Annotated in this window: 22 protein-coding genes; 10 read left to right on the top strand and 12 right to left on the bottom strand. The window is 65.1% G+C overall.

Annotated elements, in window-relative coordinates; translation table 11 throughout:
* Positions 1-9: 9 nt before the first annotated feature.
* The 7 genes from QY049_RS08445 to QY049_RS08415 form a co-directional block, all read right to left on the bottom strand.
* The gene (locus QY049_RS08445; protein ID WP_194476826.1) at positions 10-474 is read right to left on the bottom strand and encodes a GFA family protein; all 465 of its coding nucleotides are present in this window, start codon (positions 472-474) and stop codon (positions 10-12) included.
* Complete coding sequence (locus QY049_RS08440; RefSeq protein ID WP_258762439.1) at positions 471-2,342, bottom strand: methylmalonyl-CoA mutase subunit beta; 1,872 nt, start codon at positions 2,340-2,342, stop codon at positions 471-473. The genes QY049_RS08445 and QY049_RS08440 overlap by 4 nt, the downstream gene beginning before the upstream one ends.
* A gap of 81 nt (positions 2,343-2,423) precedes the next feature.
* A complete protein-coding gene (gene folK / locus QY049_RS08435; protein WP_194476824.1) occupies positions 2,424-2,915 on the bottom strand; it encodes a 2-amino-4-hydroxy-6-hydroxymethyldihydropteridine diphosphokinase in 492 nt (163 codons plus the stop codon).
* A gap of 1 nt (position 2,916) precedes the next feature.
* The gene (folB, locus tag QY049_RS08430) at positions 2,917-3,285 is read right to left on the bottom strand and encodes a dihydroneopterin aldolase (protein WP_194476823.1); all 369 of its coding nucleotides are present in this window, start codon (positions 3,283-3,285) and stop codon (positions 2,917-2,919) included.
* On the bottom strand, positions 3,282-4,142 hold the full coding sequence (gene folP / locus QY049_RS08425) for a dihydropteroate synthase (RefSeq protein WP_194482789.1): 861 nt from the start codon (positions 4,140-4,142) through the stop codon (positions 3,282-3,284). Before folP ends, folB begins: the two co-directional genes overlap by 4 nt.
* Positions 4,143-4,328: 186 nt before the next feature.
* On the bottom strand, positions 4,329-4,736 hold the full coding sequence (locus tag QY049_RS08420) for a DUF4332 domain-containing protein (RefSeq protein ID WP_194476822.1): 408 nt from the start codon (positions 4,734-4,736) through the stop codon (positions 4,329-4,331).
* A 26-nt stretch (positions 4,737-4,762) separates the two neighbouring features.
* Positions 4,763-5,128 (bottom strand): DUF2267 domain-containing protein, encoded by a 366-nt coding sequence (locus tag QY049_RS08415; protein WP_194476821.1) that lies wholly within the window; start codon positions 5,126-5,128, stop codon positions 4,763-4,765.
* A gap of 349 nt (positions 5,129-5,477) precedes the next feature.
* Between QY049_RS08415 and QY049_RS08410 the strand changes: the two genes are divergently transcribed.
* The 3 genes from QY049_RS08410 to QY049_RS08400 all read left to right on the top strand — a co-directional run bounded on the left by QY049_RS08410 (position 5,478) and on the right by QY049_RS08400 (position 10,004).
* Entirely contained in the window at positions 5,478-7,100 is a 1,623-nt protein-coding gene (locus QY049_RS08410) for a DUF853 domain-containing protein (RefSeq protein WP_258762438.1), read from the top strand.
* 177 nt (positions 7,101-7,277) lie between these two features.
* Positions 7,278-8,567 (top strand): glycosyltransferase family 87 protein, encoded by a 1,290-nt coding sequence (locus tag QY049_RS08405; protein ID WP_258762437.1) that lies wholly within the window; start codon positions 7,278-7,280, stop codon positions 8,565-8,567.
* Positions 8,568-8,609: 42 nt separating this feature from the next.
* Complete coding sequence (locus QY049_RS08400) at positions 8,610-10,004, top strand: M20/M25/M40 family metallo-hydrolase (RefSeq protein ID WP_258762436.1); 1,395 nt, start codon at positions 8,610-8,612, stop codon at positions 10,002-10,004.
* 202 nt (positions 10,005-10,206) lie between these two features.
* On the opposite strand, the gene QY049_RS08395 is transcribed toward QY049_RS08400, so the two are convergent.
* Complete coding sequence (locus tag QY049_RS08395) at positions 10,207-10,986, bottom strand: class II aldolase/adducin family protein (RefSeq protein WP_028153549.1); 780 nt, start codon at positions 10,984-10,986, stop codon at positions 10,207-10,209.
* A 174-nt stretch (positions 10,987-11,160) separates the two neighbouring features.
* Positions 11,161-12,810, bottom strand: a complete 1,650-nt coding sequence (locus tag QY049_RS08390; RefSeq protein WP_194476817.1) for a glycosyltransferase family 39 protein — start codon at positions 12,808-12,810, stop codon at positions 11,161-11,163.
* A 313-nt stretch (positions 12,811-13,123) separates the two neighbouring features.
* Between QY049_RS08390 and QY049_RS08385 the strand changes: the two genes are divergently transcribed.
* Positions 13,124-13,996 (top strand): DUF308 domain-containing protein, encoded by an 873-nt coding sequence (locus QY049_RS08385; protein WP_258762435.1) that lies wholly within the window; start codon positions 13,124-13,126, stop codon positions 13,994-13,996.
* Between the two features lie 160 nt (positions 13,997-14,156).
* Positions 14,157-14,573 carry a MucR family transcriptional regulator gene (locus tag QY049_RS08380; RefSeq protein ID WP_258762434.1) on the top strand — a complete coding sequence of 139 codons (417 nt, stop codon included), beginning with the start codon at positions 14,157-14,159 and terminating at the stop codon, positions 14,571-14,573.
* A gap of 4 nt (positions 14,574-14,577) precedes the next feature.
* Here QY049_RS08380 and QY049_RS08375 read toward each other — a convergent pair whose 3' ends face one another.
* Positions 14,578-15,006: a SufE family protein gene (locus QY049_RS08375; RefSeq protein WP_258762433.1), complete on the bottom strand. Its 429-nt coding sequence runs from the start codon at positions 15,004-15,006 to the stop codon at positions 14,578-14,580.
* A 70-nt stretch (positions 15,007-15,076) separates the two neighbouring features.
* On the bottom strand, positions 15,077-15,514 hold the full coding sequence (locus QY049_RS08370; RefSeq protein WP_258762432.1) for a DUF5330 domain-containing protein: 438 nt from the start codon (positions 15,512-15,514) through the stop codon (positions 15,077-15,079).
* Positions 15,515-15,923: 409 nt separating this feature from the next.
* Here QY049_RS08370 and QY049_RS08365 point away from each other — a divergent pair, with 409 nt between their 5' ends.
* From QY049_RS08365 to QY049_RS08350, 4 genes are all read left to right on the top strand, one after another.
* Entirely contained in the window at positions 15,924-17,753 is a 1,830-nt protein-coding gene (locus QY049_RS08365) for an ATP-binding protein (RefSeq protein ID WP_258762431.1), read from the top strand.
* On the top strand, positions 17,746-18,480 hold the full coding sequence (locus QY049_RS08360; protein WP_258762430.1) for a peptidoglycan-binding domain-containing protein: 735 nt from the start codon (positions 17,746-17,748) through the stop codon (positions 18,478-18,480). Before QY049_RS08365 ends, QY049_RS08360 begins: the two co-directional genes overlap by 8 nt.
* A gap of 125 nt (positions 18,481-18,605) precedes the next feature.
* On the top strand, positions 18,606-18,815 hold the full coding sequence (locus QY049_RS08355; RefSeq protein ID WP_194476810.1) for a hypothetical protein: 210 nt from the start codon (positions 18,606-18,608) through the stop codon (positions 18,813-18,815).
* Positions 18,816-18,868: 53 nt separating this feature from the next.
* Positions 18,869-19,213 carry a DUF1491 family protein gene (locus QY049_RS08350; RefSeq protein WP_128952824.1) on the top strand — a complete coding sequence of 115 codons (345 nt, stop codon included), beginning with the start codon at positions 18,869-18,871 and terminating at the stop codon, positions 19,211-19,213.
* On the opposite strand, the gene QY049_RS08345 is transcribed toward QY049_RS08350, so the two are convergent.
* Positions 19,214-20,191 carry a DUF2336 domain-containing protein gene (locus QY049_RS08345; protein ID WP_258762429.1) on the bottom strand — a complete coding sequence of 326 codons (978 nt, stop codon included), beginning with the start codon at positions 20,189-20,191 and terminating at the stop codon, positions 19,214-19,216.
* Positions 20,192-20,442: 251 nt separating this feature from the next.
* Here QY049_RS08345 and QY049_RS08340 point away from each other — a divergent pair, with 251 nt between their 5' ends.
* Positions 20,443-20,631, top strand: coding sequence for a hypothetical protein (locus tag QY049_RS08340; RefSeq protein WP_194476808.1), 189 nt, complete (start codon positions 20,443-20,445; stop codon positions 20,629-20,631).
* Positions 20,632-20,634: the final 3 nt, after the last annotated feature.

Genomic DNA, 20,634 nt, shown 5'->3' with positions numbered 1-20,634 from the left:
CATGGACGCTCAATCGTGGTCCGGATGCTGATGGCTGACGATGGTCGCCATCTTCTCCGGTCCGTAATTCTGCTGCGTGGTCTGGCTCGGCAGGTTCGAAATGCCAACGACCCAGCCAAGGCGGGATTCCGTTCCGTACTGCCGCGTCGGCACCAACCGGTCGGGCCGGTCGAAGGCGCCGGTCATGATCTCGATCCGGTCACCATTGATGCGGCCGAAGCTCAGCGGCGTGCCGCAGGCGGCGCAGTAGCCGCGGTCGGCGATCGTGGACGAGCGGAAGAACGACGGCTGCCCCTTGGTCCATGCAAAATCCGTGCGGTTGACATCGGCGAAGGAAGCGAACGGCGCGCCGCTCGCCTTCTGGCACATCCGGCAGTGGCAGATCGACACCCGGTTCGGCGTCGCCGAGATCGCAAAGCGCACCGCGCCGCATTGGCAGCCGCCGGTGAGAACGGGTTTGCTGGCGTCGGTCATGCCTGTTCCATCCGCACATAAGCGTCTTGCAGCGTGGCAAGCGCGTCAACACCGGCGAAGACGAAGCCCGTGACGCCGGCCGCACGTAATGTCGCCTCGGCTTCAGCCGGACGGCCTGCCAGATAGATATGTCGCGCCCCCGCCGTTTGCAGGGCCTTCGCCGCGGCTTCGGCGTGTTCCGCATAGACCTTGTCGCTGGAACAAAGGCAGACAAGCGCCGCGCCGGAAGCCCTGAAGGCGGCTGCCAGTCTGGCCGGATCGGCAAAACCTTCGCTGTCGAGGGCCTGAATGCCGCCTGTCTCGAAGAAGCTCTTGGCGAAGGTCGCGCGCGCGGTGAAGTCCGCGGGCGTGCCGAGATTGGCCAGGAACACGCTCGGCCGCTTGCCGCTCACTTTCAGTGCCGCATCGGATTTGTCGCGCAGCGCTTCGAACGGTTGCGCAAGCCGGATCGGGACGAGGGCGTCGAACTTGTATTTGGCTTCGCCATAGGGGGGCAGCGCGACGGGCGTTGCCTTCAGCACCGTCACCTCATTCTCATGCAGGTTCGGAAACTCGCTCGCGCCGGTCAGCACGTCACGGCGCTTTGCGATGCTGGCATCGCGCGCCTTTCGTGTGGCTGCGACCCTATCCTGGAACAGGCCCTGTTGAAGTGCTGCGAAGGCACCGCCGGCTTTCTCGCTCTCCTGGAACAACGCCCACGCTGCTTCACAGAGCTGCGCCGTCAGCGTCTCGATGCCGCCGGAGCCGGCCGCGGGATCGCTGACCTTGGCGAGGTTGCTCTCTTCCAGCAGCAGAAGCTGCGTGTTCCGCGCAATGCGCCGCGCGAATGGATCGGGCAGGCCGAGCGCCAGCGTGTGCGGCAGCACGGTGATCGTATTGGCGCCGGCGAGCCCGGCTGCGAACGTCGCCATGGTCGCGCGCAGCATGTTCACGTAGGGATCGCGCTGCGTCAGCATGCGCCAGGCGGTATCGGCGGCAATGAACAGCGGTTTTGGTGCCAGCCCGCACGCAGCCTCGACGCGTGCCCACAACAATCGCAGCGCGCGAAACTTTGCCATGGTCAAGAACTGATCGGCATCAGCGGCAAGCCGCGCATAGACCATGCCTTGCGCGGCTTCCAGCGGAACGCCGGCCGATTCGATCGCGCGCAGATGGGCGACGCCGCAGGCGAGCGCGAAGGCCAGCTCCTGCACCTCGGAGCCGCCGGCATCATGGATCACGCGCCCGTCGGCAGAGGCAAACGGCCCCTTGAAGCCAAGCGCGGCGAGGCCTTTGATCCCGCCTGTGACGGCGGGAACGATCTCCTCCCAGCTGTAGGGGCTGGAGCCCCACACGGCGCAGGCCGCGAGCGGATCGAGCCCGAAGCGGATGTCGCAGGCCGCGGGATCGATGCCATTGCTCTTCACGTATTCCGCGACGTGGATCGCGGCCATCCGCGATTCCGGACCGACCTGAAGCTCGATACCGATACCGGCATCGAGATGAACGTCCTTCAACACCTTTGCAACCGCGTCGGCCGTCGGTTCCAGGCCGAAACCGTGACTACCATTGCCGCTGGCGAACACCAGCGAGAGTCCCGTCGCGCCATTCTCGAGGTCAGTGAGCGCCTGCGCATTCGCGCCCACCGCATCGGGATGGTCGATCCGTTGCATGATCTGCCACGGCGCGGCGGCAGACCGTCCCGCCACCAGCGCAGCCCCCTTGGCGCGTGGATAGAGCGGCTCGATCTTGAGACCGTCATAGGTCCTGCCGATCAGCTTCTCGAACGGCGCGCCTTTCAGCACGCCATCAACCAGCTTGCGCCAGTCCGCGTCCGTCGCCTTGGGAAAATCGGCCGCGAGCGGCAGATCGTCAGTCACGGAGGTCATACGGCCAAGGGCTCCCGAAAATCTCGACATTCGCGGGCGAAATTGCCACGGCGGACCGTCCCTGCAAACGGTTGTTTTTGGTTAACCGGTATCCGGAAGCCGCTCAATGCCTTGCGTTGAGACGCTGGCGAGCCCGTCACGCACACGAATGCCCGATATCACGCGATCCGGCGCGATTTCGTTGAGCGGCACCAGCACGAACGCCCGCTCGAACAGGTGCGGATGCGGCAGGGTCAGATCGGGCTTGTTCATCGACACATCGTCATAGGCGATCATGTCGAGATCGAGCGTGCGCGGGCCCCAGCGCCGGTCCTTGTTGCGCGTGCGGCCGAATTTCTGCTCGACTTTCTGCATGACGAACAACAGCGCGTGCGGATCGAGGTCGGTCTCGATCTCGGCGCAGGCGTTGATGAAGGGATCCTGGTCCTCGTCACCCCAGGGCGGCGTGGTGTAGTCCGACGAGCGTGCGACCAATGCGCCCTGCGCCATGCCGCAGACATGGGCGATCGCCTTTTTGAATGTCGCGCGGACATCGCCGACATTTCCGCCGAGGGCGATCAGCACGCTCGCCATATCAGGGATGCCGCGAGCGCGTCAGCATGATGCCGACATCGTCGAAGATCGCCGCGATCGGCGCATGCGGCTTGTGCACGGTGATCTTCACGGCGCGGATGCGCGGGAAGTGCGACAGGATGGCGTCGGCGACCGCGCCCGCCGCGCCCTCGAGCAGCTTGTAATTGGTGTTCTTGAACGCCGCCGTGGTGGTTGCCACGACTTCGGCATACGAGACCGTATCGGAGAGCCGGTCGCTGCGCGCAGGCCCCGACAAATCGGTGTAGAGTTCGAGGTCGATCACGAAGCGCTGGCCGACTTCGGTTTCGTGATCCATCACGCCATGGCGGGCGTGGATCGACAGGCCGGTGACGAAGATCGTATCTGTCATTGCTTGCTCTCGATTGCGTTTGCGACCCGCAGGGCCTGCAAGGTCTCAGCGACGTCATGGGTCCGGATGATCTTGGCGCCCTTCTGCGCGGCGATCAGATGCGCGGCGATAGAGCCGGCGAGCCGCTCTTTCGGCTCCGACGGCGACACCGAGGCGATGAAGCGTTTTCGCGAGGCACCAACGAGGATTGGCAGGCCGAACATGTCGAGCTCGCGCAAGCGCGCCAGCGCGATCATGCTCTGCTCGGCAGTCTTGCCGAAGCCGATGCCGGGATCGAGCACGACCTTGTCGCGTGCGATACCGGCCTTGGCAGCGATGTCGAGCGAGCGCATGAAGAACGCCTTCATGTCGGCGACGATGTCGATGGCGGAGTCGACGCTGTCACGATTGTGCATGACGATGACGGGGACGCCTTTGGCGGCGACCAGCGGCGCCATGCCGGCGTCGCGCTGCAGGCCCCAGACGTCGTTGGCAATGGCGGCACCCTCGGCGAGCGCGAAGGCCACGACCTCCGCCTTCATGCTGTCGATCGAAACAGGCACGCCGAGCGCCACGATATCAGCCAGCACCGGCTTCAGCCGGGCCAGTTCATCCGCGGCCGTGACCGGCTGGGCGCCCTTGTAGGGCCGGGTAGACTCGGCGCCGATATCGATGATGTCGACGCCGGCATCGATCATCGCCCGCGCCCGCGCAAGCGCCTGGTCCGGCGCGATGAAGTCGCCGCCGTCGGAGAAGGAGTCCGGGGTGATGTTGAGCACGCCCATCACCGCCGGGAGCGGCCGGCCCACGAGCGTCCGCAGCGCATCAGGCCCGGCCGAGCCGGCCTGTTGGACGGATGGGGAGGGCGAAGCATTCATGCGCGTGGCTTTGCGCGGTCGGGCAGGGGGAGTCAAGACCACCCTCCTGCCATTGCCCGCGAAGGCGGGCAATCCAGTACTCCGAGGCCGTGCCGTGATGCGGAGGAACTGCGGCGCACTGGATACCCCGCTTTCGCGGGGTATGACACCGAAAGCCAACGCTGCAGATCGTATGCCGAAAGAGACCTAGTACGTAATCTTCGGCGGCAGCTTCTTGGCCTTGGCGATGATGTCGCCAACCGACTTCTCGGAAGGAAGGATACGGACGAGCTTCTTCCGGTCGTTGGCCTCGCGCATGCTCTGCGCCAGCCTGGCCGGATTCCGAAAGGCGAGCTCGCGCACGGTGGTGACGCCGGCGGCGCGGACCAGGCCGACCTTGGCCCGGCCCATGCCGGGAATGCGCATGTAGTCGGAGACGTTGGCCCACTCCAGCAGCAGCTGCTCGCTGATGCCGGTCTTGGCCGAGAGCGCCTTGCGGCCCTTGGCCGTGCTCGCGGCTTCCAGCAGCGCGTCGGTGGTGCGGATGCCGTGCGCCTTCAGCTTGTTGGCGGCAAAGGCCGGCAGGCTCTCAATCTCGGAGATCGGATATGTCATGATACTCGGTATGAAATGCGACGGCTTCAAGCGAACTGGCTGAGGCCCGGCGTGCCCGCGATGATCTTGCCCATCTGATCCGCTCCGATTTTGTCTCGACCGTAGCGGAAAAGTTCACGGGCCACGTTCTGGATGTCGGACATGCCAAGCCCGAGGCCCATCAGGCGCGTGCCGACGGCCATCAGCCCGCCGCCCATCAGCCGCGACAGTCCGCCGCCGCTCCTGGATGCTTCGATCGCGCCTTCTGCACCGGGGATCTGGTCGATCAGGGCCTGTACGCTGTCGGAGGGACCTTCGCTGCGAAGGAAGCCCAGGATAATGCCGACGGTCTTTTCAGCGACAGCACCATCTATGCTGGCGTTTGTCGCCAGCCGCCCGATCAGCTCGTCCATATTGACCCGCCCCTCAGCCGGTTGCATGCCGGAGTATTATTCCGAAAAACGATCTTGAGCCGGTGCGATGTGAAATACAAGCGATGAACGCACGCGGCGTTCCGATTCATTCTCGAAGACGCGTAAAGTGTTGCAGCGATGCAAGAGCGGAGAAAAAATTCATCAGAAATTGCCGCGGTGCGAATGCACGCGTCCGACTTTTGGCGGATGCCGCGCGCTCATCCTCCGACAATGTCGCATGTCGAGGGTGTCTTGCACGGTTTCAATCGGCTTGCGACATGCGTTAAACTACGGAACTGATCGGCTTGAGTTTCAATACGCGAAACCAACTAGAGAGATAGAGAGTGTGATGACGGCGCAGGACAACAAGCTCGGCGATACCGACGACAAGATCTTCGTCGGCAAGGGAGACGAGCTGGCCTGGCTGACGCTGGCGCTCGCCAATCGTCACGGCCTTGTCACCGGAGCGACCGGCACCGGCAAGACGGTCACGCTGCAAGTGATGGCGGAAGGATTTGCGCGGGCCGGTGTTCCGGTGTTCGCCGCCGACATCAAAGGCGATCTCTCCGGCATTTCCGAGGTCGGGGAAGCAAAGGATTTCATCATCAAGCGCGCTACCGAGATCGGGCTGAATTTCGAGCCCGACCAGTTCTCGACGGTGTTCTGGGACGTGTTCGGCGAGCAGGGCCACCCGGTGCGGGCGACCGTCACCGAAATGGGGCCGCTGTTGCTGGCGCGCATGCTCGATCTCAACGACGTCCAGGAGGGCGTGCTCAACGTCGCCTTCCGCGTGGCCGATGACAACGGCCTTGCGCTGATCGACATGAAGGATCTGAGGGCATTGCTCGATGCCATCGTGCCCGATAGCGGCAAGAAGGGGCCGGACGCGGAGGAAGATCCGCTCGCGCCGATCCGCAAGGCCGCCCAGGGTTTTGGCAACGTCACCAAGGCCACCGTCGGCACCATCCAGCGCCAGCTCCTGGTGCTGGAGAACCAGGGCGGCACCAAATTCTTCGGCGAGCCGGCGCTGACCCTGAAGGACTTCATGAAGACCGACCGCGACGGCCGCGGCATGATCAATATCCTCGTCGCCGACAAGCTGATGCAGAGTCCACGGCTTTACGCGACATTCCTGCTGTGGATGCTGTCGGAGCTGTTCGAGGAATTGCCCGAGGCCGGCGACCTGCCCAAGCCCAAGCTGGTGTTCTTCTTCGACGAGGCGCATCTGTTGTTCAACGACGCGCCGAAGGCGCTGATGGACAAGATCGAGCAGGTGGTCCGCCTGATCCGCTCCAAGGGCGTCGGCGTCTATTTCGTCACGCAGAATCCGATCGACGTGCCCGACCGCGTGCTCGGGCAGATGGGCAACCGGGTGCAGCACGCGTTGCGCGCCTTCACCCCGCGGGACCAGAAGGCGGTCGCAGCCGCCGCCCAGACCTTTCGGCCCAACCCGAAGCTCGACACGACCAAGGTGATCATGGAGCTCGGCAAGGGCGAGGCGCTGGTGTCGTTCCTCGAAGGCAACGGCACGCCGGCGATGGTCGAGCGTGTGCTGATCCGCCCGCCTTCGGCCCGCATCGGGTCGATCACTCCTGAGGAGCGCAAGGCGATCATGGATGCGAGCCCCGTGAAGGGCAAATACGACACCGCTGTTGATTCCGAGTCCGCCTATGAAATCCTTCAGAAGCGCATTGCCGGCACCGCTGTGACGGCCGACGGCCAGGCGGGGGCGAGCGGCGGCGGTATTCTCGGTCAGATCGGCTCGATGGTCGGCACCATCTTCGGCACCAATACCGGGCGCAACCGGCTGACGACGGGACAGCGCATCGCGCGCGACGTCACGCGTACGGTCACCGACAAGGTGGTCGGCGGCGTCGTGGCCGATCTCGGCAAATCGGTCGGCGGCCAGCTCGGCGGCTCGGTCGGCCGCGCGCTCGTCCGTGGTGCGCTCGGCGGATTGCTGCGAAGGTAGGCAGCCAGCCCCATTTGGGGCAATTCATCCTCGGCCAGGGGCACCGCGACCGCTACCGGGACAGGCACAAATTCGGGTCAGGGGGACTCTCCAAGCGTCCGTCGGTCTGCTACGTGCTGTCTGTTTCCGACTGGACATAATGTGACACTCTCGAAGCCCTCAGATGAACATCGCGCATTGCGCCTGCCGTCCCTGCGCGCGCCGCTCGATCTGCTTTTCCTGTTTTGTTGCGTCATCCTCACCGCCGATGTCCTTGGTCCCGAGATCTTCGGCCACGGCAAGACCAAGGACTACGCGCTGTGGTTCTGGGCCGGGCAGCAGGTGCTGCATGGTGGCCCGCTCTACCCAAAAATCACCGAGCTGTTTGCCTATATCTACCCGCCGCTGCCGGCGATCCTGCTCGCGATCCCGAGCTGGTTCGGCAAGATCCCGCTTTATCTCGTGCTGTCGGTCCTGAACGCGGTGGCGTGGTGGTACACGGGCATCCTCTCCAACGCGATGACCGGCTCGGATCGAAAGCCCGGGCCCTGGCTCGAAGCGTTGCCCGCGTTCGCCACCGTGACCTTCGTGTTCGACATGTTCGATCTCGGTCAGCCGAACCTGCTGCTGCTGGCGATGATGCTCTACGGCTTCTGGAGCCTGCAGCATCATCGGCCCTGGCTTGCCGGCTTCATGTTCGCGCTCGCCACCGGCATCAAGATGTTTCCGGTAGCGGTGCTGCCTTATCTCGTCTGGCGCCGGCAGTGGGCCGCAGTCATCGGGATGGTCGCCTTCACCTGCATCCTGCTCTTTGTCGTGCCGGCGCCGATCCGCGGCTTCGAGCGCAACGCCGCCGAGCTCAACACCTGGTACCAGGGCATGGTCGCTTCGAGCTCGGAAAAGGGGTTCGGCCAGCGTGACGAGCAGAACTGGTCATGGGTCAACCAGTCCATCATCGCGGTGACGCACCGGCTGGTGCGCCCGATCAACTACAATCTGGATGATCCCGCCAAGCCCGTGCGCACCATGAATGTCATCGATGTCGGCTACAGGACGGCGAACTGGATCGTGGTCGCGGTATCGGTTCTGCTGGGACTTGGCTTCGTCGCGGTCATGCCGTCACGGCGGCGGCGAACGGCGCACTCGGATGCCGAGGAGCTCGGCATCCTGTTCTGCCTGATGACGGTGGCCTCGCCGCTGGCGCGACAATACTACTTCATGTGGCTGTTCCTGCCGTTCACGGTGCTGATGCATCGGGCCGCCTTCGATCTGCGGCCGAGGGTGCGGTTGGGAACCTGGCTTGCGCTCGCCGCGGCCGGCATTCTCATGCTGCTGTCGCTGCCGCCATTTCCCAACGCCTTTCAGGCCTGGGGCAACAACCTCGCCGCCACGGCGGTTCTGGCGGTTTGCCTCGCCTGGCATCTCCGGCATCCGCCTGATGCGGCTAGCTCCGACGCCCCGGCAGGGTTAAAAGCCAAAGCAGCTTGAACTCAAGCCATCTTGAGACTCCAGAAGTCAGGGAATGCGACCATGGCCAACGCGCAGCTTCAATCCGTGCTCGACCACATCGACAAGGACTTCGACAACAGCCTGGAGAGGCTGTTTTCGCTGTTGCGCATCAAGTCGATCTCCGCGGATCCGGCCTTTGCCGGCGATTGCAGGGCGGCCGCCGAACATCTCGCCGGGGACATCGCCAGCCTCGGCGTTGCGACCGAGGTGAGGCCGACCGCCGGCCATCCCGCGATCGTCGGCAAGACGGGGGCGGGCGGACGGCCGCACGTGATCTTCTATGGCCATTACGACGTGCAGCCGGTCGATCCGCTCGACCTCTGGCACCGTCCGCCGTTCGAGCCAGTGGTGACCGACCATGCCGACGGCCGCAAGATCATCGTCGCGCGCGGCGCCGAGGACGACAAGGGCCAGGTGATGACCTTCGTCGAGGCCTGCCGCGCCTGGAAGAAGGTGACGGGCTCGCTGCCGATCGACGTCACCTTCCTGATCGAAGGCGAGGAGGAGGTCGGCTCGAAGAACTTCGTGCCGTTCATCGAGGCCAACAAGGACGAGTTCAGGGCGGACTACGTGCTGGTCTGCGACACCGGCATGTGGGACCGCAACACGCCGGCGATCACGACGTCGCTGCGCGGCCTGCTCTATGAAGAGCTGAAGATCACGGCGGCCAATCGCGATTTGCATTCGGGCGTGTTCGGCGGCAGCGCGATGAACCCGATCCGGGTGCTGACGAGAATTCTGGGCGGTCTGTTCGACGACGACAACCGCATCACCATCCCCGGCTTCTACGACGGCGTGAAAGACCTGCCGCCCGACATTCTGGAGCAGTGGAAGAAGCTCAATCTGACGCCTGAGATGTTCTTGAAGCCGATCGGGCTCTCGATCCCGGCCGGCGAGAAGGGGCGGCTCTTGATCGAGCAGGCCTCCTCGCGCCCGACCTGCGACGTCAACGGCATCTGGGGCGGCTATATCGGCGAAGGCTCCAAGACGGTGATCCCCTCGCATGCGTCCGCCAAGGTCTCGTTCCGCCTGGTCGAGGGACAGGACCCGCAGAAGATCCGCAAGGCCTTCCGCGACTACGTGACGGCGCGACTTCCCGGCGACTGCAAGGTGGAGTTCGGCGACCATTCCGCCGCGCCCGCCGTTGCGCTCGACTGGAACATGAAGCCGCTGGCCGCCGCCCGCAAGGCGCTGACCGAAGAGTGGGGCAAGGAGACCGTACTGATGGGCTCCGGCGCCTCGATCCCGATCGTCGCCGACTTCAAGCGGACGCTCGGGCTGGACTCGCTGCTGGTCGGCTTCGGCCTTGACGACGACAACATCCACTCGCCGAACGAGAAGTACGATCTGCGCAGCTTCCAGAAGGGCATCCGCTCCTGGGCAAGGATCCTCGCGGCGCTGGCGGAGGTGAAGTAAGGGCACCGGTGCCGTAGCGTGGATTAGCCGAAGGCGCAATCCACCAACTTCGTTCCGCATACGCGTGTGTGGGGTGGATTACGCTTCGCTCATCCACCCCACGAAGCTCACCAAATAAAAACGCCGCCCGGAATTGGGCGGCGTTTCATTCCAAAACGTGCAGAGGTAGGTGACATCTACCCTACACGAAACCCCGCAAATCTCAAGATCGGTAGCCCGGCAGCTCGCGGTCGAGCTTGCGCAGCAGCGGCGGCCAGACGAGGTTGGTCGCGCGCAGCTCGGCGCGGTCGCGGTTGGCGAGCAGCTCCGTGTTCTTCTCGATCGCGATCTCCTCGACCGGATAGACCGGCGTGCCGAGCGCGCGTGTGCGCACCTGCATCGAGCAGGCACGCTCGAGGTGGTACATGCGCTCGAAGGCGGAGGCGACCGAGCGGCCGACGGTGAGCGTGCCGTGGTTGCGCAGGAGCATGTGGTTGTGATCGCCGAGATCCTTCTGGAGCCGCGGCCGTTCGTCGTGATCGAGCGCAATGCCTTCATAGTCGTGATAGGCGAGGTCGTGGGTCACGAGCTGCGCGGTCTGGTTCAGCGGCAACAGGCCTTCTGCGCTGCTCGACACCGCGGTGCCGTCGAGGGTGTGGAGATGCAGCACGCAGATCGCGTCCTCGCGCACCTCGTGGATCGCCGAATGGATGGTGAAGCCGGCCGGGTTGATGCTGTACTCGCTCTCGGAGAGCTGGTTGCCGTGCAGGTCGACCTTGACGAGGCTCGAGGCCGTGATCTCGTCGAACATCAGTCCGTAGGGATTGATGAGGAAGTGATGGTCGGGCCCAGGCACGCGCGCGGAGATGTGGGTGTCGACTAGGTCGTCCCAGCCATACAGGGACACCAGACGATAGCAGGCAGCGAGATTGACCCGTTGCTGCCACTCGGCCTCCGTCATGTTTGACGGCACTTCCTTGAGGCGGGCTTCCGCTGGCGACATGGCAAATCTCTCCGAACTTCGTTGTTGCGGGGAGGTACCCTAGTCTCGCAAGGGGCGGGCGGCAAGGCGACGAAATCGCGGCAGCCAAGCGTAGCCCGCATGGAGCGGAGCGGAATGCGCGACACTCTCACGGCCCCGGATTCGCTGCACTCTGTCCGGGCTAGGGAGATAATTCTACGGCGCCGGGATCGACAGCAGGCTGGAAATGCTTCGGCCGCGGATGTCGTAGACGCGGGCGAACACCACGTCGTCGCGCTTGATCTCGACCATCACGGGCGCGGTGAGACCCTTGCAGTAGAATTCGCCGAGCGTCATGGCGAAATCGGCGGCATTGGAATCCCAGCCGATGGTGAAGTCGGGGCCGAGCGCGACCTGGGCCGGGCGCTGCGGACCGCACACCGCGACCTTCCATTTGCGATTGCGCGGCGGCGCTTCCTGGCGCTCGACCAGCTGCTCGCGCAGCTCGTCGGAGGCCTGCTTCAGCGCGAGGCCCCAATAGTCCAGCATGAAGCGTTCGTCGGCGCCGCGCACCGTGCCGGCGATGTGGTTGAAGTGGGTGTACTGATAGGGATGCAGCCGGATCATCTCGGCAAGCGGCAACGCGAGGCCAAAGCAGAACAACGCGAGCACGGCCGGCTGCCAGGCGCGATGGTTGGCGCGCAGCCGCTCCATGGTCCAGGCGAAGGCGACGCCGCCCAGCACCGCCATCGGCGGGATCACGAACACGAAGTGGCGGATGCCGTTGTAGAGCGCCGGACGCTTCACCATCGCGATCGCGAGCGGCAGGGCCGCCGCCAGCGTCAGCATCAGCATGATGGTCTTCCGGCGCGCCGGAACCTCGCGGCGCGGGAGCATGGCGAAGGTGCCGACCACGGCGCCGGCCGTCAGCACCAGCATCACTTCGGGCAGCTGCAGCGCGAACAGCGTCGGCAGGTAGGACCAGGGCATGTCGGGCACGGACACGAGCGCACCGTCGAACATCTCCTTCCAGGGCTTCTCGAAGAAGTGCGAGAAATACGTCAGCGCCTCGAAGGGATTGCCGGGCTCCATGATCGACCACGGCCAGATCAGGCCCATCACGAGGTAGCCGAACACGAGGCCGGGCAACAGCACGTAGACGACATGGGCGAACCGCCTGATCGCCTCGCGCGCGCCTTCGGTGCGCAGCTCCTCCAGGAACAGCGGCACGAAGCCGATCATGGCGTAGACCAGCGCGAGACCGCCGAGGATGCGGCAGCCGATCGAGAGGCCCGCGCCCAGGCCGACGATCAGGATCGTGCGCGGCGTGGGCTTTGGATATTCCTCGGCAAGCCGGACCAAGCCGAGCATCAGGATGATCATCGCCACCGCGAAGGGCGCATCCTTCGGGTTCATGAACATGTGGCCGTAGAAGATCGGGCAGAGCGCGAGCAGCAGGAGCGAGGCGAGGCCCGCAAGAGGGCCGCCGATGCGGCGGCCGAGCCGCCACGTCACCGCGAGCCCGATCACGCCGACGATCGCGCCGACCAGGCGTCGCGTCTCGAACAGCTCGAGCGGAATGACCTTGTGCAGCAGCGCTGCGGCCATGTCGAAGCCGCCGCCATACATGTAGAGGTTGGCGAAGGAGAGCGCGCCGGTGTCCCTGAAGCCGGAGCCGTACATGCGCAGCAGCAGGTCGGCATATTCGGCGTGGGTATAGTCGTCCCAGCCGAGCCCGTAGTCGCGGAAGGTCAGGCCTGCGACGACGGCGACGGCAGCCAGCACCAGCATGGCAATGTCGTCGCAAGTCCGTTCAACCGAGCGCCCGAGTGGCGTATCGATCGCCGAAGTCGTGATGGATGTCATGGCTGTTGGTGACCCGGACGACCCTCTCGGCCCTGCTGGTGCGCGCGGGCCTGCTCCCCGGAATCCCTATAGCGCAGTTCCATTACCAAGTAATTGGGCATTATGGCTAAATTCCTGATGCGACGCAGCAATTTCCGACCAATTTGGAGCACCTGACAGCTAGCTGAACGTTGCTGAAGGGAATGTGAATAAGTCCCTGATATCCTTCCCTTTAGGAACGGTGGCGGCAATTGGTCGTTGGCGAGGGATGCAGTATGACGGTATCGTGGCGTAGCGGGTGTCGCGCGTTGATGCGTGGCCGGGGGTGTGTTCGATGAACGTGGCTTTGTTGATCGCTGGGATCTTCGCCGTGGTGGCGGGCCTCCTTGCGGTCGCGTTTGGCTATTCGATCAGGGATTTCAGCCTCGGCAGCACGCTCATAACCAGCGGAACGATTGGCGTCTGCTCCGGAATGTTACTGGTCGGGCTCTACGCCGTGGTGCTCGAGCTGAAGGCCATCGCGCGCCGCCTGGCCGGGGCGGGCGCGGCATCGGAGGTACGCGTCAGGCCGGTGCTCCCGCCGGGCCTTGCGTCGCCAAATGGACTGAGTGCGCCTGCGCCGGAGCTTGCTGCGGCGGTGCGGGCCGAGCCGCCATCGCCGGCTGGGCTGCCATGGCAGGCTGAAGCGCCCGTGCGCCCAGGCGCCGAGGCGACGGCCGAGGCGGAAGTGCCTCCGCAGCCGCCCACAGCTCAGGAACCACCGCGCCGGCGCAATCTGATGTTCGCCTCGAGCTCGCGCAAGGAGCGCGAGCGTGCCGAGGCGAAGGCTGCCGAAAGCCCACCGCCGCAGGCGCGCACCGAGCCCGCGGAGCCGGCCGCGCCCGACGCTCCACACGCGAGCTTCGACGACGCCTGGCCGAAGCCGGACCGCGCGCGGCCGCCGGAGCCGTCCGCGGCGCGTCGGCCGCTGCAGCGCCCATCGTCGACCTTCGAGCCTGCCGCGCCTCAGCCCGCCGCGCCTCCGCCGGCGCCCGAGCCGCCGCCGGCCGAACAGCCGCAGGTGACGGTGCTCAAATCCGGTATCGTCGACGGCATGGCCTATTCGCTCTATTCCGACGGCTCGATCGAGGCGCAGATGCCCGAAGGCATGATGCGCTTTGCCTCGATCGATGAACTGCGCGCCCATCTCGACCAGCGTGGTGGCTGACGACCTCGCGCGTCCAAGTCAAATCTTCCGGTTCTTGTCGCGAGATCAGTAATCGATACAACTTTCCAAGTTGTCCTATTTCGGCCAAAAGTATTGTCGACACAGAATACTTCACCGTCGCTCATGCCGCGACGGAGCCTGATTGGAGAGGGGCGCGCCCATGTCGGATGCAGGGGCCAAGAGTTTCATCGAGCTGACGGCGAGCATCGTGTCGGCCTATGTCGGCAACAACCCGACACCGGCCGCCGAGATTTCGAACCTGATCAGCCAGGTGCACGGCGCCTTGACGCGGGTGTCCTCGGGACGTGTCGAGGCGCCGCTCGAGCCGGCAAAGCCCGCGGTGTCGCTGAAGAAGTCGATCGCGCCGGACTATCTGGTGTGTCTCGAAGACGGCAAGCGATTCAAGTCCCTGAAGCGCCATCTGCGCACCCAGTACAACATGACGCCCGAGCAATATCGCGAGAAATGGGGCCTGCCGGCCGACTATCCCATGGTCGCGCCGAACTACGCGGTGGCCCGTTCGCAACTGGCAAAGAAGATGGGCCTCGGGCAGCAGCAGCGGAAGAAGGGGAAGTAACTCCTCAAGACGCTTCCGCGAGCGCCTCTTTCGCGTCGGTCTTGATGCGCTCGACCATCGAGCGCAGGCCGTTGGAGCGCTGCGGCGTCAGGTGGTCGCGGAAGCCGAACTCGTTGAACACCGAAACCGCGTCGGTCGCGAGAATTTCCTGCGGGGTGCGGCCGGAATAGAGCGCGAGCACGATCGCGACCAGCCCGCGCACGATGTGCGCGTCGCTGTCGCCGCGATATCTCAGGATCGGTACGCCATTGCCGCGATCGACCAGCTTCCGGAGCCAGACCTGGCTGACGCAGCCATTCACCTTGTTCTCGGCCGAATGCTCTTCCTCGGGCATCGGTTCCAGGGTGCGGCCAAGCTCGATGACGTACCGGTAGCGGTCGTCCCAGTCGTCCAGAAGCTCGAAATTGTCCCTGATGTCGTCGATCGAAGTCATTGATGGCCCGTGGTTCCCGCTTCCCGCCAATATAGGCACGCGAGGTCGTGAAATCGATAGGATTGGGGCCCTAATTCGGCGTCGGCTCGGGTCCGCGCCATTCCAGCGCGAGATCGTCCTGGGTCAGCGTGTCGCGCGGCGCCTCGGTGGCGGCCGCGTCGCCTTCACCGGCGACGGTGATCGAGCCGGTATGGTCGGGCGCCTTCTTGTTGGTCTTCTCGTTCTTCTCGTCGGTGATCTGCTCTTTCTTGTCGTTGATGATCTGGTAGATCTTGCGCGCGCCGTCCTGGGCCCGCTGGCCGATGATGGTCGCGGCCTGGCCGCCGACCTCGCAGGCCGCCGGCTGGCGCTTGCAGAACTGGCTCATGTCGGAGACGGCCGCGGTCGCAGCCTGCACCGCGTCGGCAGCGCCGATCTGTGGCAGCTTCTCCGATTCGGGCGTCTTGTCCCGCGGCAGGAGCACCAGCACCAGCCCGAGCCAGAATGTGATGCGGAGCAGAAAGCGCATCTTATCGACCTGTACGTTAGATCCCGCGGCGGCGTTGTCCGCGCGCGTTTCGACCTAGCAACTCTCGATAAATCGCAAGTGATTGCCTTGAGCTTAATTCGCGGAAAATTGACGCAAAAATCTTCGCAAGACGAGGTCTCGTAAAGATTCGATTGACGAGGGCGGCCGTGGCTGTCCGGACCTGCATGTCCACCAATTCGAAACCATGAGCGGGGCGGTGAAACCCTGTGTTCACCATCACCGATGATGACGTCGCCAAATCGCCTAAAAATCTCCGCGATGGCGCGGTGTCCGGCCGCACGCCGATCCGCCTTAGCACTCGTTTAAGGTCGCTCTGACACGGTGGCTCAACGACAAGGAGGCGTTCCGGCGCGTCTTCCAAAGACGATTGAGCCGAAGCGCGAGACCCGTGACAGTTTTGAGTATCATCCGCGATTGTCTCGATGCACTGCTGCATCCCTCCGCGCGTTACGATGCGCTGACGCGTGCGCGCCATCGGGCCTTCATGGCGCCGCGGCTTCTCGGAAGCCTGGCCGCCTTTGCCGCATTTCCCGTCTATCTCGTGCTGCGCGGCGCGCCGAGCGCGATCGAGGTCGCGGCCTTCGCCTGGCTGATCGCGCCGATCCTGTTGTCCTGGTTCCTGTCGCGCACCGGCCGCTATGAAGGCGCCCACGTGCTGTCGTCGCTGGCGCTCGCTGGCCTGATCATGGCGGTCGCCGCCACGACCGGCGGCATCGAATCATTCGCCGCGATCTGGCTGGTCGTGGTTCCGCTCGAGGCCTCGCTGTCGGCGTCGCGTCGCGTTGCAGCCTTTGCCTCCTTGCTCGCGCTGTCCTGCGCGGGCCTGTTGATCCTGCTCGGCCAGTTCGGCTGGCTGCCGGCCGGCGAGCTCGGTGGCGCGGAACGCGGTATGATGATGGCGTTCGGGGTTGCCTCCGCAACGCTCTATGCCGCGGGCCTCGCCTTTGGCGCCGAGTCGCTTGCGCGCACCAGCGTGACGCTGCTGTCGCGCGAGGAGGAGCGCTATCGCCTCCTGGCGCGCAACATGAGCGACGTGATCTCTCGGCATCAGCGCAACGGCGCGGTGCAGTTCATCTCGCCGGCGGCGGAAGCCATGCTCGGCATGCCCGTCGCCCAGCTGCTCGGCCACGGCCTGTTCGACCGGGTCCATGTCGCCGATCGTCCGGCCTATCTCACCGCGCTCTCGGATGCCGCGCGCGGCGACGTGCGCAGCGTCGAATTCCGCCTGCGGCGCGAGCCCGCCGGCTCCGAGCGCGGTCAGGTCGATTTCATCTGGGTCGAGATGCGCTGCCGGCCGCTCGAGCAGGACCAGCGTCGCGATATCACCGCTGAGCTCGAAGTCGTCGCGGTGATGCGCGACGTCACCGATCGTAAGCTGTCCGAGCAGGCGCTCGACCAGGCCCGGAGCGCGGCGGAATCGGCCGACGCCGCCAAGACGCGCTTCCTCGCCACCATGAGCCACGAGCTGCGCACCCCGCTCAACGCCATCATCGGCTTCTCCGAGATGATCGCGCAGGAGCAGAGCTTGATGCTGGCCGCTCACCAGCGCAAGGAATATGCCGAGCTGATCAATGCGTCCGGCCAGCATCTTCTGTCGGTCGTCAACGGCATCCTCGACATGTCGAAGATGGAATCGGGCAATTTCGAGATCGCGTCGGAACCGTTCGCGCCGCGCGCCTCGCTGATGCATTGCTGCAATCTGCTGGCACTGAAGGCACGCGAAAATGGCATCGATCTGATCACCGATGCGCCGCAGGATCTTCCCCTGATGAACGGCGATCCCAGGGCCTTCAAGCAGATCGTGCTCAATCTCGTCGCCAACGCCGTCAAATTTACGGAGCGTGGCGGTCAGGTCACCGTATCCGCGTCGGCATCCGCCTCGCAGCTGACGCTGCGCATCAGCGACACCGGCGTCGGCATCGCGCCTGACGATCTCAAGCGCATCGGCGCGCCGTTCTTCCAGTGCGGCAAGACCTATGAGCGCCGTCACGAAGGCACCGGCCTCGGTCTTTCGATCGTGAAGAGCCTCGTGGCGTTGCATCTCGGCGAATTGACGGTACAAAGCAAACTCGGCGAGGGCACCGCCGTCACGGTCAAGCTGCCGCTCGTCTACACGCCGCCGCAAGCCAGGCCGGCGGACAGCAAGATCGCGACGTTGACGCCGGTGCCGCGTCATGAAGTTCAGGACCAACCTGCTCTGGTGAAGAAAAGTGCCTAGAAAGTCTGCCAACGACGAAGCTGCTCCGCGCCGCCGTGGCGCCAAGGGTGGTGCCAAGGGTGGGGCCAAGGCCGCGGTCCTGGATGTCGAGACCGAGCGCAATCTGGTGATGCGCGTGCTGCTGCACAGCCCCAAGGACACGCTCGCCGGCCTCGTCGCCGCCGCGGCCGTCAGTGCCATCGTTGCGAACGCGCTGTTTCTCCAGACCGGCCGGCATCCGGCGCCGATGTTCGGCACCGTGATCAACCTTCCCGCGCCGTCGTCGATCTCTCTGTCCAATCCCTTGCCGCGCCCGCGTCCCGTCGGCGCCGACACCTCGCCGCTCGAGCCGAAGGCGACCGAGTTTCGCGTCGAGCCGAAGCCGGCCGAGAAGGCGCCGGAGAGGCCCGCCGAGACCACGGCCTCGACGTCGCGCTCTGGCGATCCCATGACCAATCTGGTGATCAAGTCCATGGCGCCGACGCAGACGCCGTCTGCGATGGCGGTCGCGCGGCCGCCGGCGCCGATTCCGGTGCAGCAAAGCCCGGCGGCGCGTCGCCTCGCCGGCGTGCAGCGCGCGCTGTCCGAATATGGCTATGGCAATCTGAAGATCACGGGCGCGATGAGCGGCGAGACCCAGTCCGCGATCCAGACGTTCGAGCGTCAGCACAAGATGCCGGTGACCGGCCAGGTGACGGACCGCCTGCTGCGCGAGCTTGCCGCAGCGATCGGCCATCCCGTCGAATAATCGAACGTCCGCTGTCATTGACGCCGATCAATCCTCGGACCGGAGGAGCGATTTGCGTGGGATCAATGACGGCGGGAACCCTCGGTGAACATGATCGTCCATCTCATCAAGGGAGAGAGGTCGTCATGTTCAAGGTCTCGATTCTCGTCTGGATCATGCTCGGCACGGTACTCGCGGGTATCAGCCTCATCGTGGTGCTGATGGTGCCGAGCTTTGCCGCTGGCGCCATCAGGAACATCCCGTACGCGGTCGCCGTGGGATTTGCGCTGGCAATGCCACTGTCATACCTCGTTGCGCGCCAGATCGGTGGCGGGCAAGGCGCCGGCAAGGCATAACAAGCCGGCGCTGACACTGGCGGCGCTCGTCACGCTGGCCTATCGTTCGACTCATGCGTTTGAAATCAAATATCTGGGTCTCAGCCTACTTGCGCCGTTGCCAGACCGAAGGCGTGTTCGGCGCCGTGCGCCGTCGCGGCGCCGAGGAAGCAGGCGCGGTGTTCGTGAAGGTGTCGCTGCTCGACGGCAACGCAATGCTCTACGTGCCGGCGCCGCAGACGTCTTACGACGATGGCCGTCCCGTCGATCGCTTCTTCGTGCCGATCGCGCCGCAGCCGGTGCCTGAGCCGGCCGTGGAGGAGCGCCTGACCAAGGAGCTGCGTTTCGATCCGGACGCCTGGATCGTCGAGACCGAAGACCGTGCAGGACGGCACTTCCTCGATCTGGCGAAAACCTGACTAGCGCTCCGACGACCCGCCGCTGCCGGTGCGCACCGCCGGGCTCGAGCCGGGCTGCACGCTCGGCCGCGACTGGCTTGCGCCCGCGCGAGCGCGCTGACGGTCGCTGTCGTGCAGCGCCGGCTGGTACTTGGCGCGGGTGACGGCGAGCGTCGAGCCGCGCCAGGCGGCCAGCATCACCAGCGCGGAGCGATCGCTGAGGCGGTCATACAGCCGCGACAGCCGGTAGACCTCGTTCACGGAATTGCCGATCGCGGGCTTGAAGAACAGCAGAATGCGCTGGAAGTTCGGACTTGGCATGTCGAGCGCGCGCGCGGCAACCGCGAGTGCCTCGCCGCCGGCATCGTCGACGATCTGCGCCGCGACGCGCGCGGGCAGGATCAGGGTATCGCCGAGCTCGTGGGTGAAGCTCTCGACATCGCCCGCGATCGCCGCCATCTCCAGGACCTGGATCGCGCGCCTGGCGTGCACGGTCGGAATCCGCGGCGCGGCCTTCAGCGGTGTTTGCGCCAGGTTGTGCAGGATCAGCGCGCGCTGGCTCGCATCGGCGCGGAAGAACATGTCGTGGATCTCGGCCGCCTCTTTCGGCTGCATCGCCATGTTGGCGGCCATGCGCGCTTCCGCGTCGGTCGGCGTGCGGGCAGGCGAGGGAGCAGGCGCAGGCCGCGGGATCTCGCGCGCGAGCGGCACTCGGCGGCCTTCCTGCACTGCGACCAGCCCGAGCTTCTGGAGGACGGGGACGGGCGTCTGGGGATAGATCGCGAGCCGCGCCTTGACGGCCGCGCGCGTCGCGTCGTCGACCTGGTCGATCAGCCGCGTCGCAAGCTCGATGAATTGCCGCTGCTCGTCCTCGCTGTGGGTGGGCGCCTGGACATACAGATCGGTCAACACGCGCAGCAGCGTCGGACGAACATCGACGCCTTCGCGGCGCGAGAGGGTCATCAGCCCGTCGAATCCGGGAAACAGCGACTTGGTCATGGAGGCGTACGCAACTCGGGAAGGACTGTTGCCTCAGCCTATCAGCGGTTCCTTTAAAGGCTCCTTAAGGAAAATGAAGTGTGAAGCAAACCCGCTCATTTCAGCAGATCTCGTGCCGTCGCGGGACGGCCGCGCGGCCCGTGCGGTTACGGTCCGAAGGCCGTGTTTACACCCCGTTAACCATAAACTGATCCTAATGACTCTCATGTTGCAGGGGCGCGTTTGGTCGCGCGGCAATTGAGAGAGCTGACATGGGGACCATCATCGAATTTCCGGCCGGTCGCCGGGTGGGCTCGTCGGGGGACGTCGCACCGCGCGCGGACACGGGGACGATCCTGATCCTTCCCGTCATTCGCATCGAGCGCGAGGCGGACGAAACCAGCGGCGACCGTGGACCGGAGCAGGGCACCGCGCCGGGGCGCCGTCGTCGTCGCCGCTAGTTC

This window comes from Bradyrhizobium sp. WYCCWR 13022, from assembly GCF_030435535.1.
Lineage (GTDB): Bacteria > Pseudomonadota > Alphaproteobacteria > Rhizobiales > Xanthobacteraceae > Bradyrhizobium.
Note: the sequence above shows the minus strand (reverse complement) of the source record. Positions and strands in the feature narration are given on the sequence as shown.